This is a genomic window from Lonsdalea quercina subsp. quercina, from assembly GCF_000688655.1.
Lineage (GTDB): Bacteria > Pseudomonadota > Gammaproteobacteria > Enterobacterales > Enterobacteriaceae > Lonsdalea > Lonsdalea quercina.
This window is the reverse complement of the sequence record NZ_JIBO01000006.1, coordinates 47235-72316: the sequence shown is the minus strand read 5'-3', so window position 1 is coordinate 72316 and position 25082 is coordinate 47235. Positions and strand designations below refer to the sequence as shown.

Genomic DNA, 25082 nt, shown 5'->3' with positions numbered 1-25082 from the left:
GAGCGGCATAGAAAAAGGGAGGCGCATAAGCCTCCCTCATAAATTATTTTGCCGCTGTGATTATCACATGTGCTCAATGATAGCGTCGCCGAACTCAGAACATTTCAGCAGTTTCGCCCCATCCATCAGACGTTCGAAATCATAGGTCACGGTTTTATTTTTGATCGCGCCTTCTACGCCTTTGATGATCAAATCCGCCGCTTCGAACCAGCCTAAATGACGCAACATCATTTCAGCCGAGAGAATAACGGAGCCAGGATTAACTTTATCTTGACCCGCGTATTTCGGCGCGGTGCCATGCGTGGCTTCAAATAGCGCACATTCATCGCCGATATTCGCGCCGGGAGCAATGCCGATACCACCAACCTGGGCGGCTAATGCGTCAGAGATATAATCACCGTTCAGATTCATACAGGCGATAACGTCATATTCCGCTGGGCGCAGCAGAATCTGTTGCAGGAACGCATCCGCAATCACATCCTTGACGACGATGTCTTTGCCGGTATTCGGATTCTTGATTTTTACCCACGGACCGCCGTCAATCAGTTCACCGCCGAACTCTTCCCGCGCCAGCTGATAGCCCCAGTCTTTAAATGCGCCTTCGGTGAATTTCATGATGTTGCCTTTGTGCACCAGCGTTACTGAATCGCGCTCGTTGGTGATGGCATACTCAATAGCCGCGCGCACCAGGCGCTTGGTGCCCTCTTCGGAACACGGTTTAATCCCGATGCCGCACTGCTGAGGGAAACGAATTTTGGAAACGCCCATCTCATCGCGCAGGAACTTGATGACCTTGTCCGCTTCCGCAGAACCGGCTTTCCACTCGATGCCAGCATAGATATCTTCGGCATTTTCACGAAAGATAACCATGTCCGTCAGTTCAGGATGTTTTACCGGGCTTGGCGTGCCGTCAAAGTAGCGCACCGGACGGAGGCAGATATAAAGATCAAGCTGCTGACGGAGGGCGACGTTGAGAGAGCGGATACCGCCGCCGACGGGCGTGGTCAGGGGGCCTTTGATGGCGACGCGGTATTCGCGAATGATATCCAGCGTTTCTTTCGGTAGCCACACATCTTTGCCATAGACCTGGGTCGATTTTTCGCCGGTGTAAATCTCCATCCAGGATATGGCCCGTTTGCCCGAATAGGCCTTTTTGACTGCGGCATCAACCACATTAATCATTGCTGGCGTGACATCAACGCCGATCCCGTCCCCTTCAATAAAAGGGATAATCGGGTTATCTGGCACGATTAATTTGCCTGCTACATCTGCCGTAATTTTCTGACCTTTAGCCGGTACAACTACTTTGCTTTCCATTAACCTCTCCTTAGAGCACATTTTGTTAATGAGATGTAATATGCGTGTCAATACTACTGGAATATCAAACCCGCGCCAACCGCAACCCTTTCGAGTATAATGACTTTGTCACTCTCAGCTATGAATAAAATGAATAAAATCCCTGTTAGAAATCACAAACTTAAACGATTCAGTTCTCGTTCAACCGCAAAAAAAACCACAGCGCCGAAACCGCGTCGAATCATTCTGTTTAACAAGCCTTTCGATGTGCTTTCCCAATTTACGGATGACTCGGGCCGCGCCACGCTGAAAGACTATATTCCTGTCGGCGACGTCTATGCCGCCGGACGCCTGGATCGCGATAGTGAAGGGCTCATGGTGCTCACCAATGATGGCGCATTGCAAGCGCGACTGACTCAGCCGGGAAAGAAAACGGCCAAAATTTATTACGCGCAAGTAGAGGGTATCCCCGACCCAGACTCACTGGCGCGATTTCGTGCGGGCTTGACGCTCAACGACGGCATCACGCTGCCCGCGGGGGTCGAATTGGTGGACGAGCCCGACTGGTTATGGCCGCGCAATCCGCCCATTCGTGAGCGAAAAAGCATCCCGGTGAGCTGGTTGAAAATTACGTTGCAGGAAGGCCGCAACCGGCAAATTCGCCGCATGACGGCTCACATTGGTTTCCCAACGCTGCGCTTAATCCGCTACAGTATGGCTAATCAGACTCTGGCCGGGTTATCGCCCGGGGAATGGAAGGAAATCACGCATGTTTAAACCTCATGTCACCGTCGCCAACATCGTTCAGGCGGAAGGTCGTTTTTTAGTGGTGGAAGAAACCATTAACGGCAAAAGTCTCTGGAACCAGCCGGCCGGTCATCTCGAAGCCGAAGAAACGCTGATTCAAGCCGCCAGCCGCGAGCTGTATGAAGAGACCGGCGTCAAAACGCAGCCTCAGCACTTCCTGCAGCTTCATCAGTGGGTGGCGCAGGACGGCACGCCATTCCTGCGTTTCAGCTTCACAATTGATTTGCCGCAGCAGGTCGCCACGGCGCCTCAGGACAGCGATATCGACTGCTGCCACTGGCTGACCGCAGAGGAAATTCTACGCTCCGACAGATTACGCTCGCCGCTGGTCGCGGAAAGCATTCGCTGCTATCAAAGCGGTATCCGCTATCCCTTAAGCGTGCTCGGCGCATTCAACTGGCCCTATCAGGCCTGACCCCGATGCCCGTGATGCGGCACTGCGGCCAATGTGCTACCCTATGCGGCCTGTCAATTTTCCCTTAATTTGTTGCATTAAATCTTTTCTATTCGCGAGACTGTCATGTCAGATAACAGCCAGAAAAAAGTCATTGTCGGCATGTCCGGCGGCGTTGATTCTTCCGTTTCCGCATACCTCCTACAACAACAGGGTTATCAGGTCGAAGGCCTGTTCATGAAAAACTGGGAGGAGGACGACGACACGGAATACTGTTCTGCGGCTGCCGATTTGGCCGATGCGCAGGCCGTCTGCGACAAACTCGGCATGGTCCTGCATACCGTCAACTTCGCGGCGGAATATTGGGACAACGTGTTTGAACACTTTCTGGAAGAGTACAAGGCTGGTCGTACGCCGAACCCCGATATCCTGTGTAACAAGGAAATCAAATTCAAAGCGTTTCTGGAATTCGCCGCTGAGGATCTGGGCGCGGATTACATCGCGACCGGCCACTATGTGCGCCGTCAGGATATCGATGGTAAAAGCCGTCTGTTACGCGGACTCGATGGCAACAAGGATCAGAGCTACTTCCTGTACACCCTCAGTCACCAACAGTTGGCGCAAAGCCTGTTCCCGGTCGGCGAGTTGGAAAAACCGGAAGTTCGTAAAATCGCTGAACAGTTAGATCTGGCCACGGCCAAGAAGAAAGACTCTACGGGGATCTGCTTCATCGGCGAGCGAAAGTTTCGCGACTTTCTGGCCCGTTACCTCCCAGCGCAACCCGGCACGATCATCGCCGTAGATGATGGCAGCAACATGGGCCAGCATCAGGGCCTGATGTATCATACGCTTGGGCAGCGTAAAGGCCTCGGCATCGGCGGCGTAAAAGAAGGCGGCGATGATCCCTGGTATGTCGTGGACAAAGACGTGGCGAACAACGTGCTGTACGTGGCTCAGGGCCATGATCACCCTCGCCTGATGTCTGACGGTTTGATTGCGCAACAGTTGCACTGGGTCGATCGTGACACCGTCACCGAACCCTTTCGCTGCGTGGTGAAAACTCGCTACCGTCAGACTGATATTCCCTGCACCGTCACGCCGCTGGACGCAGACCGTATCGAAGTTCGCTTCGATGAGCCGGTTGCCGCCGTCACGCCGGGCCAGTCCGCGGTATTTTATCAGGGCGACATCTGTCTTGGCGGGGGGATTATCGAGGAGCGCCTGCGCGATAAATAACGGTGTCCGCGCAAGCGTCCTCCGCTCTTGCCACAGCGGTACGGCGCGAATACCCGCTCCCGCCGTTTAACGCTCTCCGCGCGGATTGCATACTCCTGACGGTCGACGTCAGAAAGCAATGAGGATACAGGAGCCATCGTGGCCAAAAACTATTACGACATTACGCTGGCGCTGGCAGGAATTTGTCAGTCCGCCTGTTTGGTTCAGCAGCTCGCGACAACAGGAACCTGCCCGCAGGCGGCGCTGCAGACGTCGCTCAACAGCGTTCTTGTGACAGACGCCGCCAGCACGCTGGAGATTTTTGGTAACGACGAGAACAATCTGAAGCTGGGCGTTGAAACTCTGCTTCGCATCCTCGGTTCGTCGTCGCGCGAAAAAATCGGCGCCGATCAGTCCCGCTATACCTTTAGTCTCATGGCGCTGGAACGTCGCTTGAACAAAAACGGCAATGCTCTCAGCGAGCTTGGCAACCGTGTCGACCAGTTGGGGCGTCAGTTGGAGCACTATGAGTTATTATCCGACCCGATGATTAACGTGCTGGCGGGCATCTACGTGGACGTCATCAGTCCTCTGGGGCCGCGCATCCAGGTGACCGGCTCGCAGGAAGTCCTCAAAAACGCGCAGGTTCAAGCTAAGGTACGCGCCATTTTATTGGCGGGCATTCGTGCCGCTGTGCTATGGCAGCAAATTGGCGGAGGACGCCTGCAGCTTATGTTTTCACGCGCTACGCTGGTCAAACAGGCACAGCAGATTTTGTCGCGCTGCCGCGACCAATAGACAGACCGGCGGACGACGATTCCGGTTCGTCCGCCATCATGAGATACTTGTAGTCACGCTTTTGTCTTTCATTAAAAACGATCCCAGGAGTTGCTCGCGATGGAATTAACCTCACTGACCGCCGTTTCCCCTATTGATGGACGCTACGGCGATAAAGTCAGCGCCCTGCGCACTATTTTCAGCGAATATGGCCTGCTGAAATTCCGCGTGCAGGTGGAAGTACGGTGGCTGCAAAAGCTGGCCTCGTGTGCGGCGATTAAAGAAGTTCCTTCATTTGATACCGACGCAAACGCTTACCTTGATAAAATCGTCGCTGAATTCAGCGTTGACGATGCCGCCCGCATTAAAACCATCGAACGCACGACTAACCATGACGTTAAAGCCGTCGAGTATTTTCTGAAGGAAAAAGTGGCCGCCGTTCCGGCTCTTCAGGCAGTTAACGAATTCATCCATTTCGCCTGCACCTCCGAAGATATCAATAATCTGTCTCACGCCCTGATGTTGGAAACGGCGCGGCGTGAAGTGATAATGCCGATCTGGCGCAAGACCATTGATGCGATTGGCGCGCTGGCGCAGGAATACCGCGACATCCCGCTACTTTCACGGACGCACGGTCAGCCCGCTACGCCGTCGACGATCGGGAAAGAGTTTGCAAACGTGGTTTACCGCCTGGAGCGGCAATTCCGCCAGTTACAACAGGTGGAGGTGATGGGCAAAATCAACGGCGCGGTCGGCAACTATAACGCACACATGGTCGCTTACCCGGACGTCGACTGGCACACCTTTAGCGAAGAGTTCGTCACGTCGCTCGGCATCACCTGGAACCCTTACACCACGCAGATTGAGCCGCATGATTACATCGCCGAGCTGTTCGACTGCCTCTCTCGCTTCAACACCATCCTGATCGACTTCGACCGCGACGTGTGGGGTTATGTGGCGCTCAATCACTTCAAACAGAAGACCATCGCCGGCGAAATCGGCTCTTCGACCATGCCGCATAAAGTCAACCCCATCGACTTCGAAAACTCCGAGGGAAATCTCGGATTGGCGAATGCCGTGCTGGGGCACCTGTCCGCCAAACTGCCGGTCTCACGCTGGCAGCGAGACCTGACTGACTCTACGGTGCTGAGAAACCTGGGCGTTGGATTGGGCTATGCGTTGATCGCTTATCAATCTACACTGAAAGGCATCAGTAAATTAGAAGTCAACCGGGAGCATCTGCTGGATGAGCTGGATCACAATTGGGAAGTTCTTGCCGAGCCTATTCAGACAGTAATGCGTCGCTACGGCATCGAAAAACCGTACGAGAAACTGAAAGAGCTGACGCGCGGTAAACGCGTCGATGCGGAAGGCATGAAAGCCTTTATCGAGGGTCTGGAACTTCCCGAAGAAGAGAAAGTCCGTCTGAAGGGACTGACCCCTGCCAACTATATCGGCCGCGCCGTCAAAATGGTCGATGAGCTGAAGTAGCCGGCAATCGGGCAGGCGGACCTTGTTCCGCCTGCCCTCTCCCCCTTTATTCCCACAGTTTGTTGACTCTAAGTTTATTGCCGTAGTAAATAATATATTTTTCAACCAAGCTAGCGAAACCGACCACTCCCAGCGCGTCGACCTTCGGATAAGCTTGGTTAATCAACGTTCTTTCATAGGAAGACATATGCGAATTCTGGTTGTTGAGGATAATGTTCTTTTACGTCATCACTTGACTGTTCAGATGAACGAAATGGGCCATCAGGTTGATGCAGCGGCAGACGCTAAAGAAGCCGACTACTTTTTGCATGAACATGCGCCGGATATCGCTATCGTCGATCTTGGTCTACCTGACGAGGACGGCGTCAGTCTGATCCGCCGTTGGCGTTCTCAGCAGGTCAAAATTCCCATTCTGGTATTAACGGCGCGCGAAAGCTGGCAGGAGAAGGTCGTCGTGCTGGAAGCCGGTGCCGACGACTACGTCACCAAACCTTTCCATCTGGAAGAAGTCATGGCGCGAATGCAGGCCTTGATGCGCCGTAACAGTGGCCTGGCTTCTCAGGTGATTAGCATGCCGCCGTTTGAAGTTGACCTGTCACGACGTGAACTGCTGGTGCATAATTCGCCGATAAAACTCACCGCCTTCGAATATACGATAATTGAAACGCTCATCCGCAATCACGGCAAAGTCGTCAGTAAAGATTCGCTGATGTTGCAGCTCTATCCCGACGCCGAACTACGCGAAAGTCACACCATTGATGTCCTGATGGGGCGCCTGCGTAAAAAACTTCAGGCTGCGGATTCACATGACGTCATCACGACCGTGCGTGGTCAGGGTTATCGCTTCGATATCCAGGGCCGCCAGGGCTGATACATGATCAAAAAATCGCCCCTGTCATTACGCTTTCGCTTTCTAATCGCCACCGCCGCCGTCGTGCTGGCGCTCACACTCTCCTACGGTGGGGTGGCTATCGTGGGCTATAGCGTTAGCTTCGATAAAACGTCTTTCCGTCTTCTTCGGGGCGAAAGCAACCTATTTTATAGCCTAGCCCAGTGGCGGGATAATCAATTGACCATCGCCCAGCCGGACGAGATTGATATTAATTACCCCACGCTGGTGTTCATCTACGATCAGCACGGCAAACTATTGTGGCGCGAGCGCGCGGTGCCCGAGCTAGAATCGCGGTTAAAACCAGAATGGCTGTCCAAAACAGATTATCATGAGCTGGATACCGACCCCAACACCAGCAACGCCGTGCTGCAAGGTAGCCCTGCCATCCAGAATCGCCTCAAAGGTTACAGCTTTGAAGAAAAAAAACCGTTTACCCACTCCGTAGCCGTTAATGTCTATCGCGCCTCCGATCATCTGCCACAGCTAACCATCGTCGTCGTCGACCGTGTTCCTCAGGAGCTACAGCAGGCGGATGTTGTCTGGGAATGGTTCCGCTACGTCTTCATAGCCCATCTTGTACTCGTCCTTCCCCTGCTGTGGCTGGCGGCCCACTGGAGCTTAAGACCAATCAAGAATCTGGCTAACCAAATACAGGAACTCGAAAACGGCAGTCGTGAAAATCTGGATGAGCGGCCGCCTCGGGAGCTGAACAGCCTGGTCCGCAACCTGAACACGCTGCTCAAGAACGAACGCAAGCGCTACCATAAGTACCGTACCGCGTTGACCGATCTGACCCACAGTCTCAAAACGCCTCTGGCCGTGCTGCAAACCACGCTGCGCGCCCTGCGTACCGGCAAAGAGCTCACCATCGAGCAGGCGGAACCCGAGATGCTGACGCAGATTAGTCGGATATCTCAGCAGATCGGCTACTACCTGCATCGCGCCAGCGTTCATACGGATCACCTCAGCATTACCCGGGAAGTTCAGTCGGTTCCTGCCATGCTGGACGGCCTTTGCTCCGCCCTCAATAAGGTGTATCAGCGTAAAGGCGTCTCTCTGTCACTCGATATCGCGCCAGAGACGACATTCATTGGCGAAAAAAATGACTTTATGGAAGTGATGGGCAATATCCTCGATAACGCCTGCAAATACAGTTTGGAATTCGTCGAAATCAGCGCCCAATATTCAGGCCATATGCTGCACCTGATCGTTGAAGATGACGGCCCCGGCATCCTGACAAGCAAGCGGGAAGTCATTTTTCAGCGTGGCCAGCGGGCGGATACGATGCGTCCCGGTCAGGGCATCGGTCTCGCCGTCGCGGTAGAGATTATCGAGCAATATCAGGGGGAGATTATCATCGGTGAGAGTCCGCTGGGCGGCGCCAAAGTCGAAGCGATTTTCGGCCGCCAGCACCTCCATCAAAACGACCGTTGAAAGGTCCGCACAGTACTGGCGGTTCCGTTATAATCGCCTTCAGCCCTCTGATAATGGAAATGTACGATGGACTACCAACTTAATCTCGATTGGCCGGATTTTCTGGCTCGCTACTGGCAAAAACGTCCTGTGGTGATCAAGGGCGGCTTCACGTCGTTTGCCGATCCCCTTAGTCCTGACGAGCTGGCCGGTCTGGCGTTGGAAAACGAGGTGGACAGCCGCCTGGTCAGTCATCAGGACGGACGCTGGGCCGTCAGCCACGGTCCCTTCGACAGCTACGATCACTTAGGTGAAACCAACTGGTCACTGCTGGTACAGGCGGTAGACCATTGGCATGAACCGTCGGCCGCGCTGATGCGCCCTTTCCGCCATCTTCCGGACTGGCGTATCGACGATCTGATGATCTCATTCTCGGTCCCCGGCGGCGGCGTAGGCCCGCACCTCGACCAGTACGATGTTTTCATCATCCAGGGAACCGGTCGACGCCGCTGGCGTGTCGGCGAGAAAGTGCCGATGAAACAACATTGTCCGCATCCCGACCTGCTACAGGTCGCTCCGTTCGAAGCCATCATCGACGAAGAGCTGCTGCCGGGCGATATCCTGTATATTCCGCCCGCCTTCCCGCACGAAGGCTATGCGCTGGAAAATTCGATGAACTACTCCGTGGGATTCCGCGCGCCCAGCGCGCGTGAGTTGGTCAGCGGCTTTGCCGATTACGTTCTGGCACGCGAATTGGGCAGCCATCGTTATAGCGATCCGGATATCACGCCGCGCGAGCATCCCGCTACCGTGCAACCGGCAGAACTGGATCGCCTTCAGCAGATGATGCTGGATCTGGTGCAACAGCCGGAATCGTTCCGGCTGTGGTTTGGCGAGTTTATCTCTCAGTCGCGCCACGAGTTGGATCTGTCGCCGGCGGAACCGCCCTATCAGTCGGGAGAAATCTACGAGTTGATGCAACAGGGCGAAACGCTGCGTAGACTGGGTGGCCTACGGGTGATCTGGCTGGAGGGACGCTGTTTCGTCAATGGCGAACCGCTAAACAGCCTGCATCAGGAAGCGCTGTCGGCACTGGCGGAACACCCTATTATCGACAGCGAAATGCTGGGGGGCGCATTGGACGATCCGTCCTTCCTCGCAGAGCTGACCGCGCTGATTAATATCGGCTACTGGTACTTCGCAGACTAACCACCGAGACCTCCCTTTGTTCACGCATCCGAATAACGGGATGCGTGACGCCAGCCCCCTGTCGCTTTCGCTCATCATCATGACGCCGAACGAAACGCGCTCAGACTTTGATCGAATACCCGTGCTGCGTTTGCAATGATTCACGCGTATTTTGGGCTGTCAGTTCGGCGATATTCATGATAACGGCCACGGCGCTTTCCATTCCTTCTACAGTGACAAACTCATGTTTGCCGTGATAGTTGTAGCCACCGGTGAATAAATTGGGACAAGGTAATCCGCGAAAAGAGAGCTGCGCCCCATCTGTACCACCGCGGATCGGCTTCATCACCGGTTCAATCCCACATTTGCGCATGGCCTGCTGCGCCAGAGCGATGACATGCGGATGCTGTTCCACCTGCTCGCGCATGTTGTAATAGCTGTCGGCCATGCTCACTTCGATATAGCACTCAGGATGAAGCCCCTTCCCGACCTGTGCGGCAATATCCATCATGGTCTTTTTGCGCTGTTCGAATCCGCTGCGTTCGAAGTCGCGAATGATGTATTTCATTTCCGCCCGTTCGACCGTGCCTTTAATGCCGTGAAGATGATAAAACCCCTGGTAGCCGTCGGTGTGCTCGGGAGACTCGTCGGCTGGCACCCGTTGGTGGAAACGCGTCGCGAGCGTCAGCGCATTGACCATCACGCCTTTCGCGCTGCCCGGATGAACGTTGTTGCCGACGATTTTGACCGTAGCGGAAGCCGCATTGAAATTTTCATACTCCAGTTCGCCGATACCGCCGCCATCCACGGTGTATGCCCACTCGGCCCCAAAGCGCGCCACATCGAAATATTGAGCGCCTTTACCCACTTCCTCATCCGGCGTAAAGGCGATACGGATATCGCCATGCGGGATCTGTCGCTTTTTGAGGCGAGCGATGGCGGTGATGATCTCGGCAATACCGGCTTTGTCGTCAGCGCCCAGCAACGTTTTACCATCTGTGGTGATCAGCGTATGCCCCAGCAGTTGATGCAGCACGGGGAACATGACCGGCGACAACACTTCCTCTCCCACGCCAAGCGCAATGTCGCCGCCGCGGTAGTTTTCAACAATCTGCGGATTGACATGTTTCCCGGTGTAGTCCGGGGACGTGTCCATATGGGCGATAAAGCCGATGGTCGGCACAGACCAGGCGACATTGCTCGGCAGCGTCGCGGTAACACAGCCATGATTTCCGNCCGTCACCTGCGCCAATCCCAAGCCTATCAATTCTTGCTGTAGAACCTGTGCCAGCTTCCATTGCCCATCGGTGCTCGGCACCTGCCGCACGCCCGGTTTGGATTGGGTATCAAAAGACACGTAGTTTAAAAAACGATCGAGTAATTTTTCCATCTTTAACTCCCTTGGATGGACCGCAGGTTGCATTATGAAGAGGGCTTTCCAGGTTGATATTGCGTCATATCAGTTTTTATTAGTTTCGCTACATAACGATAGTCTATAAATCGCCGCCAAAGCCGCTTCAGAGCTGGAAAAGGAGAAGCATGTGAAAATGCATGTAGCGAAACCGCCTAACCCGCAACGTTAGCGATATGTTTTCATAACATAAAAAGAACAGGAAATTCCCGCTAAACTTTAAGCAAATTCAGCGGGAAATCAGAGAGGAACGATCAGCGCGTTGCGATCTCAGAGGGCGTCTCCAGCCACTCGTAATACTGGCTGAGACTTTTGTCACAGGAGCAGCAACTGCCGCATTGACTGCTCACGGGCGCCGCGTGAAAGCGAACCTGCCCTTTCTGAACCCAAATGCTCATCATGCCGTCAATCACGCCGGGTTCGACATGAAATGCGACGCTGATGTCATGTACCGAGACTTGACGCTTTGCGCGAACAAAATCGCGTAACTCTATCAAGGTCATGCATTACCCCCTTGCGACCCTTTTGCAGGCGCCGTGTCATTGCACATGGTGGGCCAGCCGCTGCTGCGATACCCCACGATGACGTAGCAATAGCGCAGTCATCCCCCCCATCAAGGCAACACCGGCGATAGCTACCGTCGAGTACAGCGGGTGTCGGGCAAAGCGACCAATCTGATACACCAACACGGCGGCGCCATAGCCTAGCTCGATCGTCCAGGCGACGCAGAACAGTGTCCAGCCTGTCCCCACCTCACGCCAAATTGCGGACACCGCCGCCACACAAGGTACATACAGCAACACCATCAGCAGATAGCTAAATGCGCCTAAGCGGCCATCAAACTGTTGGCTTATCACCGTCAGAGAGGTCACCGAAAACTCATTATCTTTCGCGACTGTCGCCGTATCACTGAGATCTCCAATTTCAATTCCCAGGGGATTTAGCAACGCGTCGCCAAGCTTGCCGAAGTTTTCCGGCAGCGTCGCTAACGCTTCTTGAACACCGCCCCACAAGCTAAATGGCGCGTCTGCTTCGTTATCGGCGCCGCTTTGTTGACTCGCCATCGTGCCGTAGAGCGAATCCAGCGTCCCCACAACCGCCTCCTTGGCGAAAATACCGGTAAACACACCGACAGCCGCCGGCCAGTTGTCCTGCGAGATCCCCATCGGTTTAAAGACTGGCACCATCTCCTGACCGATAACGGAAAGTACGGACTTCTGGGTGTTCTGATTGCCGAACGTACCGTCTGTCCCCAGCGAGTTGAAGAAGCTTAGCACCGTCACGACCACCACTATCAGCTTGCCAGCCCGCAGCACGAAGCCTTTTAGTCGCTCCCAGGTTCTAACCAGCACGCTGTTCAGTCCGGGCAGGTGGTACGGCGGTATTTCCATGACGAAAGACGAAGCATCGCCCTGCAGCGCGGTTTTTTTCAACAGAAAGCCGGTGCCGATAGCTGCGGCGATACCAATCAGGTAAAGTCCAAATATTAGATTCTGGCCTCCCTGAGTGAATAACGCGGTTGCGAACAACACATACACGGGCAACCGCGCACCACAGGACATGAAGGGCGCCATCATCACCGTGACGATTCTGTCGCTTTGCTTTTCCATTGTTCGTGTCGCCATCACGGCTGGCACATTACAGCCAAAGCCGACGATCAGCGGCACGAAGGCTTTCCCAGGTAGCCCGAAACTCCGCATGAAGCGATCCATGACGAATGCCGCTCGCGCCATATAACCGGAGTCTTCCAGATAGGACAAGAAAAGGTACAGGCAAGCAATCACGGGGATAAAGGTCGAGACGGTCTGTATACCGGATCCGACCCCATCAGCCAGCAGCGTCTTCAGCCATTCAGGGCTGTGGAGCGCCAATAAGAGTTCGCCGAAACCTTTAACAAAGAGGGTTTCGGACAGTTTGTCGAAGAAATCGATCAAGGCGCTGCCGATGTTGATGGNGAAGATAAACATCAGGTACATCACCAACAGGAAAATCGGGATCCCCAATAGACGGTGAAGCACAATCCGGTCGATTTTGTCAGTCAATGTGGCCGAGATTTCGCCACGGCGGACTACCGCGTGGTTGGCAACCGACGCCGCGAACCGATAGCGGGCGTCAGCCAAAAAGATATCCAGCTCGTCGCCGTAGTGTTCTTCCAACGCAGCCACCTTTCCGTCGGCAATGATCAGCACATCTTCCGGGATGTGGCTGCGCATCGTGATATCGCGCTCTAGCAGCTGGAGCGCCGACCAGTAGGCATTCACGCTGGCCGATTGGCGCTCCAGCAAGTTGGCGATCGACTGTGCGGCCTCATACAAAGGCGGATCGTAAGGCACCTCAACCGGAGGAATCGCAGGATGCTCCAACGCCTCCTGGCACATCGCCTTCAGCAAGCTTATCCCCCGCTTCTTCGTCGCGGTAATCGCGATGACCGGACAGCCCAATTCTCGTCGCAGCGCATCTATATCAATATCCAACTTACGAGAAGCGGCGATGTCCATCATGTTGACCGCCACCACTATCGGCACCTTCATGTCCAGCAGCTGTGAGGTGAGGTACAGGTTACGCTCCAGATTGGCGGCATCGACGATATTCAACACCAGCTGGGCTTCGCCAGCCAGAATGTAATCGCGCGCGACACGCTCGTCTTCGGCACTCTCGGAAGACGGATTGAGAGAGTAGACGCCTGGCAGATCCACCAGAGTGATCCGACGGTCCTCAAGACGGCATTCCCCGACTTTTTTTTCTACCGTCACGCCAGGCCAGTTGCCGACCGTCTGTTGACTCCCGGTCAATGCGTTGAAAAGCGTGGTTTTACCGCAGTTGGGATTTCCTACGACACAAATAACGGATTGCGTATCCATAACATCCTTACTCGCTGAGCAGCATTAACACTGTTCCAAGATCATGATTTTGGCTTCATTTTTACGTACGCTGATGGCGGAGCCTCGCACACGCAGTTCGATGGGATCTCCCAGCGGCGCCACCCGCGACACGGTGAATTCGACGCCCGGAGTCACGCCAAGCGCCAGTAGCCGCTTGCGGTAATCTGCGGCGCCTTTCTGATATCCCACGACTTTCCAGTGGGTTCCGGCGGTCAGAGTTTCTAATGTCATGTTATCCATTCCTTCCTAACTGCTGTGGCGATACCCACACCTGCTTACCCATATCCCAGTTGATGGCGATTCGGCTGTCGCCTGCGGCCAGCATTAACGGCTGATTGACCTCGCGCTGAATAACCCGGACGTCTCGTCCGATACGGATACCCAGATCCATCAGCCGTTGCTGCTGTTCGCCCGCGAGACGTATACGCGCGACCACGCTATGTGTGTTAAGGGGAACATCGAGCAGTGTTTGAATACATAAGGTCATCCGCGGACCTCCTATCTATCCCTGTCATGCGGGAGTGTGCTTAAACGGCTGTCTTTTTGTGAGATAAAAAGACAAGTAAGAATAATTCTTAATATATTTCAGTCGACAGTTTGCCGTTTGACTCATATCAAAGCAGGCATAGGTAGGCGTTATAAAACAGAAAATGTGACGATTCGTTGAGAATCAGACGCATTGGAATCGCGAAAAAAACAGGGATAAAAACGGGGGATAGAAACAAACAGGCCCCGGCGTTATTCGCCAGGGCCTGTTATTCATACTGCGAGGTTTATCATTTAGCCTGTTTTTGCAGAGCTAAATCTTCAGCAATCTGCACAGTTTGATCCAGATACGGATCCGGCTCCTGATAATCCTTCGGCAACGCATCCAGAGACTTCAGCGTCGGTTTCCCCTGACGGGCCAACCGCTCATTGATTCGCTGCAGACGAATTGCTTCATCGTCATTGTTCTCTTTCTGGCGCTGAGCCAAATTCAAAGAAACACGGTCGCGTTTCTCCTTGAGCGCCTTGAAGCGAGCGACATCCTGCTGGATGTACTGGAACTCGGGATCTTTGGCGATACGCTGGTCGTAATCCGCCTTCAGGACCGGCAACAATGCGGTGAAATCACCCATTTTGGTGTAATCAGCCGGTTTGATACTGTCCCACGGCAAGGCGTTGTCTTCGAACTTCTCTCCGGTCTCAATCGTTTCCAGCCCAGTCGGCATAATGATGTCAGGCGTTACGCCTTTACGCTGGGTGCTGCCGCCATTGATACGGTAGAACTTCTGGATCGTGTACTGCACCGAACCGAGCGCTGGCCAATCCGGGCGCAGCATCTGATCGTAGATGCGATTTAGGGACCGATATTGCTGCACAGTGCCTTTACCGAAGGTCGGTTCGCCCACAATCAACGCGCGTCCGTAATCCTGCATCGCCGCGGCGAAGATTTCCGACGCTGAGGCGCTGAAGCGGTCTACCAGAACTACCAACGGACCTTTGTAATAGAGGGTGGCATCGGTATCGCTGTCCTCACGGATCTTGCCGTTATTATCGCGAATCTGTACCACGGGACCGCTCGGGATAAACAGTCCGGAAAGGCTGACGGCTTCAGTCAGCGCTCCGCCGCCGTTACCCCGTAGGTCAATGATCACGCTGCTGACGTTCTCGGCTTCCAGTTTCTGGAGCTGAACTTTTACGTCATCCGTCAGCCCCACGTAGAAACCGGGGATATCCAGTACGCCGACTTTATCCTTACCGGCATTTTTGATGGTCATTTTGACCGCACGATCTTCAAGGCGAATACGCTCACGCGTCAGCGTTACCGTTTTGGCTTTCGTACCTTTGCCGGCCGGGAGGATCTCAAGGCGTACCTTGCTGCCTTTCGGTCCCTTGATCAATGCGACGACATCATCCAATCGCCATCCGATAACGTCCACCATCGGTTTTCCCGTCTGACCGACTGCGACAATGCGGTCGCCGACTACGATGCGTTTGCTCTTCATCGCCGGGCCGCCCGGCACCATGGAGTTGATCACGGCGTAATCTTCATCCATTTGCAATACGGCACCGATGCCTTCAAGAGACAGGCTCATTTCGGTATTGAACTGTTCGGTATTGCGTGGGGAAAGATAGCTGGTGTGCGGGTCTATCTCACGCGCGAGTGAGTTCATCACGAGCTGGAAAACGTCTTCGCTGTTGGTCTGAACCAGTCGGCGAATCGCCGACTGATAGCGCTTAGTCAGAATATCTTTGATTTCGCTGTCGGTTTTTTCCGTCAGTTTCAGGCTGAGCCAGTCGAACTTAACCTTCGCGTCCCACAGACGGTTCAGCTCGTCCTGCGAGTTCGGCCAAGGCGCTTTGTCTCGATCGAGGTCGATGTAGTCGTTGCCCGTAAGGTTCATCGGTTTGTTCAGCAGCGACAACGCATACTGATAACGCTCGAAGCGACGTTTCTGCGCCAGGTTGTATAACGCATAAGGCAAGTCCAGTCGACCATTGTTCAGGTCTTGACCCAACTGCCCTTTTTGCTTGTCGAACTGCGCTACATCAGACGCTAACAGCACATTGTGGCTGTAGTCGAGCATGTTGAGGTAGCGAGCAAAAATTTTGTCTGAGAACTGTTCATCCAGCATGAATTGCCGGTAATGGGAACGCAAAAACCGTGACGAGACGCGCTCACTAACGGTGGCATCTTGCGCTTCCGGCTGCAATTGTGGAATCTGATCGACCCGCGTGATGTTCTCATTGGCAAAACTGCTGCCCGCCAACAGAAGGCAGCTCAATACGGTCGATTTTACGAATTTGTTCATGCCGAGGTTGGCCTCCGTATCAGAACTGCAAGTGTTCTGCGCGTACGATCATCGCCATTCCTGAAGCCAACTGAACTCTGACTCCATCTTTGGCGACTTCAAGCACAGTGGCATCCATGGCGCTTTTGCCCGCTCTGACTTTGATTTCCTGGCCGATGTGCAGGCTGGAGATATCCGTCACAGCCTGTCGCGGCGCCTGCTGATCTTCTCGAGCCGCACGAGACTGGCGCGGTCGATCCGATGAGGATGTTGGTGCTGTACGAGAAGAAGGCTGGCGCGGCTTACGTGTGGTGGAAGCGCCGTTGTCGCGGCGGGGCGAGTTTTTNCCCGCGGAAGGACGTCTACGTGCAGGTTCGGCAGCATCGCCCCCTTCCGCCCGTTTCTTAGCCTGCTGTTCAGCACGACGTGCCTGGACTCGGGCTTTCGCTTCTTCCAACTGTTTACGCGCATGCTCTACGTGCTGCTCTTCCAGCTCTCCGCAAGGATTACCGTCCAGATCGACACGCTGCGCTCCCAGCTTGATGCCATACAGATAACGCCAGCTGGAGGTGTAGAGCCTCAACGCTGAACGCAACTGCGTTTTACTGATGTTATCGGACTCGGGCACGCGAGCGGCCAGATCCTGAAAAATACCGATTTTTAACGGCCGTGCTTCGCCTTCAATGGAGAAACAGAGCGGGAAATGCTCTGCCAGATAAGCGATGACTTCTTTACTACTATTCAACTTAGGTTGATTTTCCATGAAATTTCCTGATTACAACGGGTTCGCCAACCGGCGCAGGCATGAACAGGCGTCATTATAATGACGTCATCGGCAATTGCTACGTTATCCGTGTCTCAACTGAGAGAATTGATGAAACTAAGTACATCGCTGTTTTCCAGTTGAGCATTGAGCGTTGAAACAACGGCACTCAACCCGGCTTCGTCATCGGCATCAAACCGCTGGTATTCCGGGCTATCGATATCCAGCACGCCAATAAATTGTTCATTGACCACCAGCGGCAATACGATTTCTGCATTGCTTGCCGCATCACAGGCGATATGGCCGGGAAATGCGTGAACATCCCCCACCCGCTGTACCTGTTTTTCCGATACCGCCCGACCGCATACACCTTTACCCGCAGGAATACGGACGCACGCGNCGCGCCCCTGAAACGGGCCAAGGAACAGCGTGTCCTGATCGAGCAGGTAAAAACCGGCCCAATTAACGCGTTCCAGCCGTTCGTACAACAAGGCGCTGCTGTTTGCCAGTATAGTAATAAATCGGTTTTCACCCGCGATCAGTGACGATAAATCCCTCACCAACTCTTCGTAAAATTCTTGTTTTTTCATCATACGGTAAGATTTTCTTTCCAAACTGCCCAGTGTTTCACGCCGACGCGCCATTAAATAAGTATTCAGACCAGGATGCTACTAGATTTCTTCATTCGCATAAAATCAGCAAATGCGGATCCATTAAAATTCAGGACAGTCTCACTTCCCAACTGACGTCTTACCCGCTTATCCCCGGAACAAGGCGGCAGGGACCGCCCCGAACCAGCAAGTCATGACTTTATGCTAAAATCCGCGCTTTGCTTTTGCCCTAACGGAAATTGCCAGTGGCCAAACCTATCCCAGCAACGCTCTCAGCCGAATTCATCGATGCCACTCAGCGCATCATGCCAAGCCATCTCTCAATGGATGATTTCATTGCGGCCTGTCAACGACCTCTGCGTCGCAGTATCCGGGTCAACACCCTCAAGATTAGCGTAGCGGACTTCTGTGCGCTTGCCGCAGCCCATGGGTGGGCGCTGGAATCCATCCCCTGGTGTGAGACGGGATTTTGGCTGACGAATGCGGATGAAGAAGTGGTGCGGCTCGGCAATACGCTTGAGCACCTCGCCGGCTTGTTTTACATCCAAGAAGCCAGCTCGATGCTGCCCGTCAGCGCACTCTTTTCAGGTGGAGCGCAGCCACAACGTGTGCTGGATGTTGCAGCGGCGCCAGGCTCGAAAACTACGCAAATCGCAGCGCTGATGAATAATCAAGGCGGTATCGTCGCCAACGAGTATGCGGCCAGTCGGGTAAAAGTATTGCATGCCAATTTACACCGATGCGGTGTCAGTAATACCGCACTGACGCATTTTGACGGGCGCGTCTTCGGCAGCGCGTTGCCGGAGAGCTTTGACGCCGTGCTACTGGATGCCCCTTGTTCCGGCGAAGGCGTAGTCAGGAAAGATCCCGCAGCGATGAGTCACTGGTCGCTTGAAAGTATCGCGAACATCGCTGCAACCCAGCGCGAGCTGATCATGAGTGCGTTCCACGCCTTGAAGCCGGGAGGAACGCTGATTTACTCCACCTGCACCCTTAACCACCATGAAAATCAGGAGGTTTGCCGCTGGCTGCTAGCGCAATTCCCGGACGCCTGTGTGATTGAACCTTTAAACGACCTATTTCCAACAGCTCATCAGGCCGCGACTGAGGACGGTTTTCTGCACGTTTTCCCTCAGATTTTCGATAGCGAGGGATTCTTCGTCGCACGCCTGAGAAAAACCGCCAGCGTGCCGCCATTGCCGCATCCGGGCTTTAAAATGGGCAAGTTTCCATTTAGTCCGCTACAAGGCAAAGTAGCGCAGCAACTCATTGCCGCAGCTCGTGAACAAGGTATCGAATGGTGCGGAGAGCAACTTCAATTGTGGCAGCGCGATGATGAAATCTGGTTATTCCCCGTCGCGTTGACACCGTTGCTTGGAAAAGTCCGCTTCTCCAGAGTCGGGGTCAAGCTAGCCGAGCGCTATGCCAAAGGCTATCGCTGGCAGCATGAGGCAATTGTCGCATTGGGGGATGTAACCGCCTCCGCCGCGTTTGAACTAAATGCCGCAGAGACCCAGGCGTGGTTTCAGGGAAAGGATGTCTATCCCGAAGCGTTGCCCGATGTCAGCGAAGCACTGTTAATTTGGCGCAACGCCACGCTGGGAATCGCGAAACGCATCGGCAGCCGGTTTAAAAACGCGCTTCCACGGGACCTGGTTCGCGATGGCGCCAGCGCCGCTCCTTGCGGCGACTAATACTGTGACTTCCGGGATGCGGCTCAGGCATCCCCTTTCTTACTCACTTTCAACTACACTTCCCGCATTAGCCTGTTAGTTCTCAAGCCCTCATTCATCCAGAGAGGAAGGCATTTCATGTTCGTATTGATCATTTTTGTCTGCTATGTGGGCGGGAGTTGTGAAGACCTGGTTACGGGCATTTATGAGACAGAAACACAATGTTTGAAAACCATGGGTGAGCAACGCATTCGAAATGGCGGATGTTATCCCATCGAAGACTTTATCGACGGGTTCTGGCGCCCCGCGCAAGAATACCGCGACATGTAATCAGTCGCTAATGTCTGCACCGCATCACACTGGCAAGCAGCGGTATAAACCGATAAACACGGCGCACACGCACAGGACTGCGTCATCAGATTCAGCTTATCCACAAAGCGCGCTTTGTTAATTCCGCAAATTCATGCTCCAGTAAATCTGGTATGACCCATTCACCTGCGGTGACGTAGAGCGAAGCGATAGGCGCTTCGCCCCTTCAGACATTGCGGATAATGGTTAAGACCACCAGTCCAACCGGCGACACTTCATCAGCTCCGCACTGGAATTGCGCGGCACTGCCTGTCACGGAGATCTTTTTACCCGGCAGCAGCGAAACATCATAGATATCGTTTCTGCCGTCTATATCCAGCAGCCAACGACCGTTAGCCAGGCAGGTAACGCCAGTATCCACCAGCCATGACGCGGTACTGCCTTCCACTAACAGAGGCGAATGCACGCCTGCAGGCAGGAGCACGGAATCTGCTTTCCAGTCACTGTCTAGTTGAAGCTTGCCCGCCTTGAGCGTCTTACGCGGCACCAAAACGGTATCCCCGGCATCATTTGCGTCAGTATGCCTTATGTGATGGGGAGATCCTTTGCCGATAGCCAGCCACTCCAGCGATACGCCGGTATCCAGCGCGCACGCCACCACGACATCACCCGGGAAAAAATCACGGCGGATCCAGGTGCTGATGGTACCGGGCGCGATATCCAACAGCTCGCCCAGCTCTTTTTGCGTGCTAAAGCCGTAGGCATCAAGCATCCGCCGCAACACGGCACGACCGCCAGAAGCCAGAACTTGGTCATAGAGCGCTTTGCCCTTGAGATCGACGTCTTGATGCAACATCTCAGGCGTGTCAACGAACTCGCCGGTCACCAGCCACCCTGCATCAACGCCGTTATCAAGCGCGCATTTTAGGATAATATTGCCGGGGACACTGCCTCGCTGAACCCAGTTGCTGATGGTATTTGCCGGAATACCTGTCACTTCGCTCAATTCCTTTTGTGTTTTCACCCCATAGCTTGACAGGATTCTCCCCAGCACAGAAACCGCTGCTGTGGTATTGCTTTCTCTGTTCAAAAACACCTCTTGAGCATGGAAATAGATAAGATATGTGCCTTAACCGCCCTAAAAACCGTCACAGCTTTGATTATCGAAGTAAAACTGCGCGACATCTGATGATATTACAATTTTACCGCTATCCAGGATGGAAATATTGCGGCCTTTTCCCCAAATTTCCAGTGCAACGATTCAGTTAACTTACTTACTAATCAAAAAATCGCCACATCAGGCCGCAAGCCCGCTTTTTCCTTTCTCAAGATCACAACCAGCTTAACGACTCATTTTTAATCAATAGGTTATAATCATAGCACTGGGTGTAACGCTAAGAAGTCCATTTCTCAAATTCCGTGGGCAGTTATGGGTTGACGAATATGGCATTCTATAAAATACTGTACATAAATACAGTTAAGAAGACGGGCAGACTATTGTGGAACATCTCGAAAATCAAGAATTGACCTTAGCCAGAATCAAGCTAATTGCGGATATGACGCTACTCTCACATATCCGGCCTGACGAGATGCAAGTCGCGATGTCGTTGATTGCCGATCTGGCTCATGGTGCGGTAGAAGCGGAAGACTTTCAGCAAGCGCTGCAGGACAGCGGCGATATTCAGCGGCTCAAAGCCTGGTTAAATCGGCATTCCTTGTAGACAGCGTTCCCGCACGGCATCCCTGAATAGTTGATGTTTCTGTTAACAAAAAAGTCTTGTCCAAAGGCATTATCTTGCCGTCATTTTTGATATTTATCAGCCTGGACGCGGAAGTTAACAAACCTATTCTCATCCAGTGATTCATCAACACGGGTGACTCACTAAAAATAGTGTCGTTTTGACCTAATGTCTATTAACCGCCTAGGTAGGCTTGTTGGAATAATTTCCAATCTTCGATGGCAAGTCGTATGTGAAAATTTCTACTCGAACCTCAGTATCCCTATCAAGAACGCTTCATATGCAACGGTGATTACCTACCCGAGTCATCAATGATCATTATTATATTTCTTCTGTCAGGCGCACTGATGAATAAATCGTCGTTGGTTTTAAAGCTTTACCGTCAATTAGCCGCAGATTAGTAAAACACCCTCAGGAAAGCCCGACTATCACTGTATCAATCATTGATTTGCGGTGTAAGCACGGCCTTATTACCTACTTATTCTCCTCGGCCAGACAGACTTGCTCATGCGACTCTCGCGCATTACAGCAGCCCACGATAGATCCGGTCAGCCGTCATATGTGGTTAGCCGTGTCGCCGGGTTAATACGCGTCGCGCTTAAGAGGATGGAGCAAATGAAAGGATCGCTCATAGCAAACTTCCAATGCTCATGTTTTGAATTGTATTTTTCGCTGCCGCGACTACAGCTTTATCAGAAAAAAGTGAAATCCCCCTGAATACACAATGTTTTCATAGCATGAAAAATAGCGTTACGCGTCACTCGTCAACGCCTCTCTTTTTTATTTCTCAAGTCATCTGAAATGAATAATTTACTCATACAGAGCCGAACAGAAAACAATATTGTATTTCCTGCTTTTCCTACAGCACCACTGATTGATGTAAGCAATCCCAGAATGAAATATTGATGAAACCATGAATATTATAAGGTCAAATCAAGACATTGAAAAAAGGGAAAACAATAAGACTATGCGCTGATTTATGTCAGATAATTGTGCACGCCTTTATCGTCGCATCCCCTGGCATCCAGGATGGGGGCGTGCTCCGGTAACTGGATTCAAGCAACCCGATGATATTTTTTTCAGCTCCCGTTATAGTCATCATGCTCCGTAGCTAATTGAGGGGACTCACATGACGCCTGATGAAAAATTTCTGTTCAGACACGCGGTTGACGATGTCACGCCACTGCCCTCCTGCTGCACGAAGGTACACCTTCAAAAAGCGCCTGCTTTGAAGAAAAAAAAGAGTGTAGCGTTCAGCAAACCGACTAATTTCCTGATCAGCGGCTACATCGACATGCTTCCTCTGGATGAACCCTTGATGCACACTCAAGATGGGATCCAGCGAGGCGTACTGGATAAACTACGTCAGGGAAAATACTCGCTGGATGCCAGTCTGAATCTGATAAGAAAACCGGTGTCCGTCTGCCGTGACAGCCTATTTCAGTTTATGCTTCAGGCGGAGCACGACCACCTGCGCAATCTGCTCATTATTCACGGTAAAGGCCGCGATGAGGTATCTCATGCCAATATTATACGCAGCTACCTTGCCCGCTGGCTGTCTCAATTTGAGTCAGTACAGGCATTCTGCGTCGCACAGCCCGTACACGGCGGTCACGGGGCCTGTTATGTCGCATTAAGAAAGTCAGCGCGGTCGCGTCAAGAAAATTGGGAACGGCATGCGAAACGCAGCCGATAAAATGTGGAAACAGTATTNCCCCGGCATTCAGGGCAACACCACAGAAGTCTAATAGATAAAAGCGACGGAGCGATGACGACGACCAAGCTGTCCTTTCGCCAAGATCATTAAGGCCGTCAGGAAGGCTGGCAAAGCCAGAACGGCGAACATCATACCGAAGCTCCATTCCATGCCCAGCACCTGCGCGCCGGCAAATGCGCTCATGATCGCGCCCATACGCCCAACGCCATGCATCCATCCTGACCCCGTCGCACGCGCCGCCGTCGGGTAAAAACGCGCGGAAAGCGCATTCATGCCGGTATTCGCGCCGTTGAGACAAAAACCGCTGGTCGATGCCAGTAGGGCGAGTAAAACAAAATAGGATTCCGACAACCCGATCATCGCCGTCGCCGCGCCGCCCGCCGCGTAGATAACGCCGAGCGCCAGGTGAGGATTGATTCGATCCATGAGCCAACCGGCGAACAGAGAACCAAAAGCACCGCCAGACTGGTACAGCGCGGTGATAACCGTCGCCTGAGTGACCGTCATCCCGGCCTCTTTGATGACAGTAGGCAGCCAACTCCCTAACAAGTACACCATGAATAACCCAAAGAAATACCCCCCCCACAGCATGAAACTGCCGAAGCGGTACTCTTTAGATAAGACTAGACGTACGGCGAACGTGGCTTTTTTGTTTTCTGCGGGCATGGCGAACTGAGTCCCGCTGTGACTGACACCGGGAGCGATTTTTTCGACGATGTGATGAATACGCTCTGAATTTGCGCGTTTGGCCACCAGGAATCTGACGGACTCAGGCAGTTTCACCACCAGGAACGGCAGCAGCAATAGCGGCAGAATCCCGCCCATCAGCAGCACGGTATGCCAGCCCCACTGTGGGATCAGCCAGGAGGCGGCAAATCCGCCCGCCGCAGCGCCCACACTGAAGCCGCAGAATACGATAGTGATGATAAACGAGCGTTTCTTTTCCGGTGCGTATTCCGCGACCAGTGTGCCTACATTAGGCATGGCGGCGCCCAGCCCTAACCCGGTCAGGAAACGGAAAATAATCAGGTGCTGTACGTTTTCGGAGAACGCCGCCAATAGCGTCCACAGCCCAAACAGGAATACGCTGGTGATGATAACGACTTTGCGTCCGCGCCAGTCTGCAAGCGGGCCCGAAATCATCGCGCCCATAGCCAGCCCCACTAGTGCCGCGCTGATCACAATCGCCAGCTCAGCGTTGCCTATTCCCCAGGCGGCTTTCAGCGAAGGTCCGATAAAGCCCATGATGGCGATATCCATGCCGTCCAATGCAATGATGCAGAATGAAAGGATGACAATCAGCTTTTGATAGGCGCTAAGGGGACGTTCGTTGATGAGCTGCCTCACGTCTAAAGGGGTGGAACCTGTCACGCTTACTCTCCGATAACTCTTCTGCGGGCTGTTAACCAAGGCTTACACTGTAAACAATTATTTCCGACAGTAAAACAGCCCGACCATAATAATTTGCTGTCAAGACGGATTCCGTGACAGAGCGCGCGAATGATAGCCAACGCGCTCCACCAATGAAAGTACGAAACCGACATCCGCTCTCTTTTACACCGTTAACTGTAATATCATAAACTCATTTTGTGAACAAAAAATCAAATAAAAAACACTTTATCGAATCGTCAAATTTCGACAAACAAACAATAAAATATTGATAAATCGCGGTTTGTTTTCGCTACCCGTCTTTTTTTGCAAGAATTGCTTTAGAAAAAAGTTTGCAAATT

Annotated in this window: 23 protein-coding genes; 12 read left to right on the top strand and 11 right to left on the bottom strand. The window is 53.1% G+C overall.

Annotation, left to right across the window (positions count from 1 at the left end; translation table 11 throughout):
* Nucleotides 1-63: 63 nt before the first annotated feature.
* A complete protein-coding gene (gene icd / locus RZ35_RS05430) occupies nt 64-1317 on the bottom strand; it encodes an NADP-dependent isocitrate dehydrogenase (protein WP_026742383.1) in 1254 nt (417 codons plus the stop codon).
* A 129-nt stretch (nt 1318-1446) separates the two neighbouring features.
* Here icd and rluE point away from each other — a divergent pair, with 129 nt between their 5' ends.
* From rluE to RZ35_RS05390, 8 genes are all read left to right on the top strand, one after another.
* Nucleotides 1447-2073 carry a 23S rRNA pseudouridine(2457) synthase RluE gene (rluE, locus tag RZ35_RS05425; RefSeq protein WP_026742382.1) on the top strand — a complete coding sequence of 209 codons (627 nt, stop codon included), beginning with the start codon at nt 1447-1449 and terminating at the stop codon, nt 2071-2073.
* The gene (locus tag RZ35_RS05420) at nt 2066-2518 is read left to right on the top strand and encodes an NUDIX hydrolase (protein WP_026742381.1); all 453 of its coding nucleotides are present in this window, start codon (nt 2066-2068) and stop codon (nt 2516-2518) included. The genes rluE and RZ35_RS05420 overlap by 8 nt, the downstream gene beginning before the upstream one ends.
* Nucleotides 2519-2608: 90 nt before the next feature.
* Entirely contained in the window at nt 2609-3733 is a 1125-nt protein-coding gene (gene mnmA / locus RZ35_RS05415; RefSeq protein ID WP_268748620.1) for a tRNA 2-thiouridine(34) synthase MnmA, read from the top strand.
* Between the two features lie 138 nt (nt 3734-3871).
* Nucleotides 3872-4510: a high frequency lysogenization protein HflD gene (gene hflD, locus RZ35_RS05410; protein ID WP_026742379.1), complete on the top strand. Its 639-nt coding sequence runs from the start codon at nt 3872-3874 to the stop codon at nt 4508-4510.
* 99 nt (nt 4511-4609) lie between these two features.
* Nucleotides 4610-5980, top strand: coding sequence for an adenylosuccinate lyase (gene purB / locus RZ35_RS05405; protein WP_026742378.1), 1371 nt, complete (start codon nt 4610-4612; stop codon nt 5978-5980).
* A gap of 187 nt (nt 5981-6167) precedes the next feature.
* A complete protein-coding gene (gene phoP / locus RZ35_RS05400; protein WP_026742377.1) occupies nt 6168-6851 on the top strand; it encodes a two-component system response regulator PhoP in 684 nt (227 codons plus the stop codon).
* 3 nt (nt 6852-6854) lie between these two features.
* Complete coding sequence (phoQ, locus tag RZ35_RS05395; protein WP_036152758.1) at nt 6855-8306, top strand: two-component system sensor histidine kinase PhoQ; 1452 nt, start codon at nt 6855-6857, stop codon at nt 8304-8306.
* Between the two features lie 66 nt (nt 8307-8372).
* Entirely contained in the window at nt 8373-9494 is a 1122-nt protein-coding gene (locus RZ35_RS05390) for a ribosomal protein uL16 3-hydroxylase (RefSeq protein ID WP_026742375.1), read from the top strand.
* Between the two features lie 100 nt (nt 9495-9594).
* Here RZ35_RS05390 and pepT read toward each other — a convergent pair whose 3' ends face one another.
* The 8 genes from pepT to RZ35_RS05350 all read right to left on the bottom strand — a co-directional run bounded on the left by pepT (nt 9595) and on the right by RZ35_RS05350 (nt 17893).
* Nucleotides 9595-10863, bottom strand: a complete 1269-nt coding sequence (gene pepT / locus RZ35_RS05385; RefSeq protein WP_051625485.1) for a peptidase T — start codon at nt 10861-10863, stop codon at nt 9595-9597.
* A gap of 275 nt (nt 10864-11138) precedes the next feature.
* Nucleotides 11139-11387, bottom strand: a complete 249-nt coding sequence (locus RZ35_RS05380; protein ID WP_026742374.1) for a FeoC-like transcriptional regulator — start codon at nt 11385-11387, stop codon at nt 11139-11141.
* A gap of 36 nt (nt 11388-11423) precedes the next feature.
* Entirely contained in the window at nt 11424-13745 is a 2322-nt protein-coding gene (feoB, locus tag RZ35_RS05375) for a Fe(2+) transporter permease subunit FeoB (RefSeq protein WP_026742373.1), read from the bottom strand.
* Nucleotides 13746-13769: 24 nt separating this feature from the next.
* Nucleotides 13770-13997: a FeoA family protein gene (locus RZ35_RS05370; protein ID WP_026742372.1), complete on the bottom strand. Its 228-nt coding sequence runs from the start codon at nt 13995-13997 to the stop codon at nt 13770-13772.
* 1 nt (nt 13998) lies between these two features.
* Nucleotides 13999-14253: a FeoA family protein gene (locus RZ35_RS05365; RefSeq protein WP_026742371.1), complete on the bottom strand. Its 255-nt coding sequence runs from the start codon at nt 14251-14253 to the stop codon at nt 13999-14001.
* A 289-nt stretch (nt 14254-14542) separates the two neighbouring features.
* Entirely contained in the window at nt 14543-16561 is a 2019-nt protein-coding gene (gene prc, locus RZ35_RS05360; RefSeq protein ID WP_026742370.1) for a carboxy terminal-processing peptidase, read from the bottom strand.
* 19 nt (nt 16562-16580) lie between these two features.
* Nucleotides 16581-17303 carry an RNA chaperone ProQ gene (gene proQ, locus RZ35_RS05355; protein ID WP_026742369.1) on the bottom strand — a complete coding sequence of 241 codons (723 nt, stop codon included), beginning with the start codon at nt 17301-17303 and terminating at the stop codon, nt 16581-16583.
* Nucleotides 17304-17398: 95 nt separating this feature from the next.
* Nucleotides 17399-17893, bottom strand: coding sequence for a GAF domain-containing protein (locus tag RZ35_RS05350; protein WP_026742368.1), 495 nt, complete (start codon nt 17891-17893; stop codon nt 17399-17401).
* 266 nt (nt 17894-18159) lie between these two features.
* Between RZ35_RS05350 and rsmF the strand changes: the two genes are divergently transcribed.
* Nucleotides 18160-19608 (top strand): 16S rRNA (cytosine(1407)-C(5))-methyltransferase RsmF, encoded by a 1449-nt coding sequence (gene rsmF, locus RZ35_RS05345; protein ID WP_026742367.1) that lies wholly within the window; start codon nt 18160-18162, stop codon nt 19606-19608.
* Between the two features lie 117 nt (nt 19609-19725).
* On the top strand, nt 19726-19917 hold the full coding sequence (locus RZ35_RS05340; RefSeq protein ID WP_026742366.1) for a YdfD/YebW family protein: 192 nt from the start codon (nt 19726-19728) through the stop codon (nt 19915-19917).
* 205 nt (nt 19918-20122) lie between these two features.
* On the opposite strand, the gene RZ35_RS05335 is transcribed toward RZ35_RS05340, so the two are convergent.
* Nucleotides 20123-20992, bottom strand: a complete 870-nt coding sequence (locus RZ35_RS05335; protein ID WP_026742365.1) for a phage repressor protein CI — start codon at nt 20990-20992, stop codon at nt 20123-20125.
* Nucleotides 20993-21452: 460 nt separating this feature from the next.
* Here RZ35_RS05335 and RZ35_RS05330 point away from each other — a divergent pair, with 460 nt between their 5' ends.
* Entirely contained in the window at nt 21453-21617 is a 165-nt protein-coding gene (locus RZ35_RS05330) for a hypothetical protein (RefSeq protein WP_235195089.1), read from the top strand.
* Between the two features lie 1147 nt (nt 21618-22764).
* Nucleotides 22765-23331, top strand: coding sequence for a DNA endonuclease SmrA (gene smrA, locus RZ35_RS05325; RefSeq protein ID WP_026742363.1), 567 nt, complete (start codon nt 22765-22767; stop codon nt 23329-23331).
* 48 nt (nt 23332-23379) lie between these two features.
* On the opposite strand, the gene RZ35_RS05320 is transcribed toward smrA, so the two are convergent.
* Nucleotides 23380-24723 (bottom strand): MFS transporter, encoded by a 1344-nt coding sequence (locus RZ35_RS05320; protein ID WP_026742362.1) that lies wholly within the window; start codon nt 24721-24723, stop codon nt 23380-23382.
* Nucleotides 24724-25082: the final 359 nt, after the last annotated feature.

Coding starts and splice junctions, on each gene's coding strand:
- purB (WP_026742378.1), top strand. CDS start 4,610: ATGGAATTAACCTCACTGACCGCCGTTTCCCCTATTGATGGACGCTAC.
- rluE (WP_026742382.1), top strand. CDS start 1,447: ATGAATAAAATCCCTGTTAGAAATCACAAACTTAAACGATTCAGTTCT.
- prc (WP_026742370.1), bottom strand. CDS start 16,561: ATGAACAAATTCGTAAAATCGACCGTATTGAGCTGCCTTCTGTTGGCG.
- RZ35_RS05420 (WP_026742381.1), top strand. CDS start 2,066: ATGTTTAAACCTCATGTCACCGTCGCCAACATCGTTCAGGCGGAAGGT.
- RZ35_RS05380 (WP_026742374.1), bottom strand. CDS start 11,387: ATGACCTTGATAGAGTTACGCGATTTTGTTCGCGCAAAGCGTCAAGTC.
- icd (WP_026742383.1), bottom strand. CDS start 1,317: ATGGAAAGCAAAGTAGTTGTACCGGCTAAAGGTCAGAAAATTACGGCA.
- RZ35_RS05340 (WP_026742366.1), top strand. CDS start 19,726: ATGTTCGTATTGATCATTTTTGTCTGCTATGTGGGCGGGAGTTGTGAA.
- RZ35_RS05390 (WP_026742375.1), top strand. CDS start 8,373: ATGGACTACCAACTTAATCTCGATTGGCCGGATTTTCTGGCTCGCTAC.
- RZ35_RS05330 (WP_235195089.1), top strand. CDS start 21,453: ATGACGCTACTCTCACATATCCGGCCTGACGAGATGCAAGTCGCGATG.
- phoP (WP_026742377.1), top strand. CDS start 6,168: ATGCGAATTCTGGTTGTTGAGGATAATGTTCTTTTACGTCATCACTTG.
- phoQ (WP_036152758.1), top strand. CDS start 6,855: ATGATCAAAAAATCGCCCCTGTCATTACGCTTTCGCTTTCTAATCGCC.
- RZ35_RS05370 (WP_026742372.1), bottom strand. CDS start 13,997: ATGACATTAGAAACTCTGACCGCCGGAACCCACTGGAAAGTCGTGGGA.
- RZ35_RS05365 (WP_026742371.1), bottom strand. CDS start 14,253: ATGACCTTATGTATTCAAACACTGCTCGATGTTCCCCTTAACACACAT.
- smrA (WP_026742363.1), top strand. CDS start 22,765: ATGACGCCTGATGAAAAATTTCTGTTCAGACACGCGGTTGACGATGTC.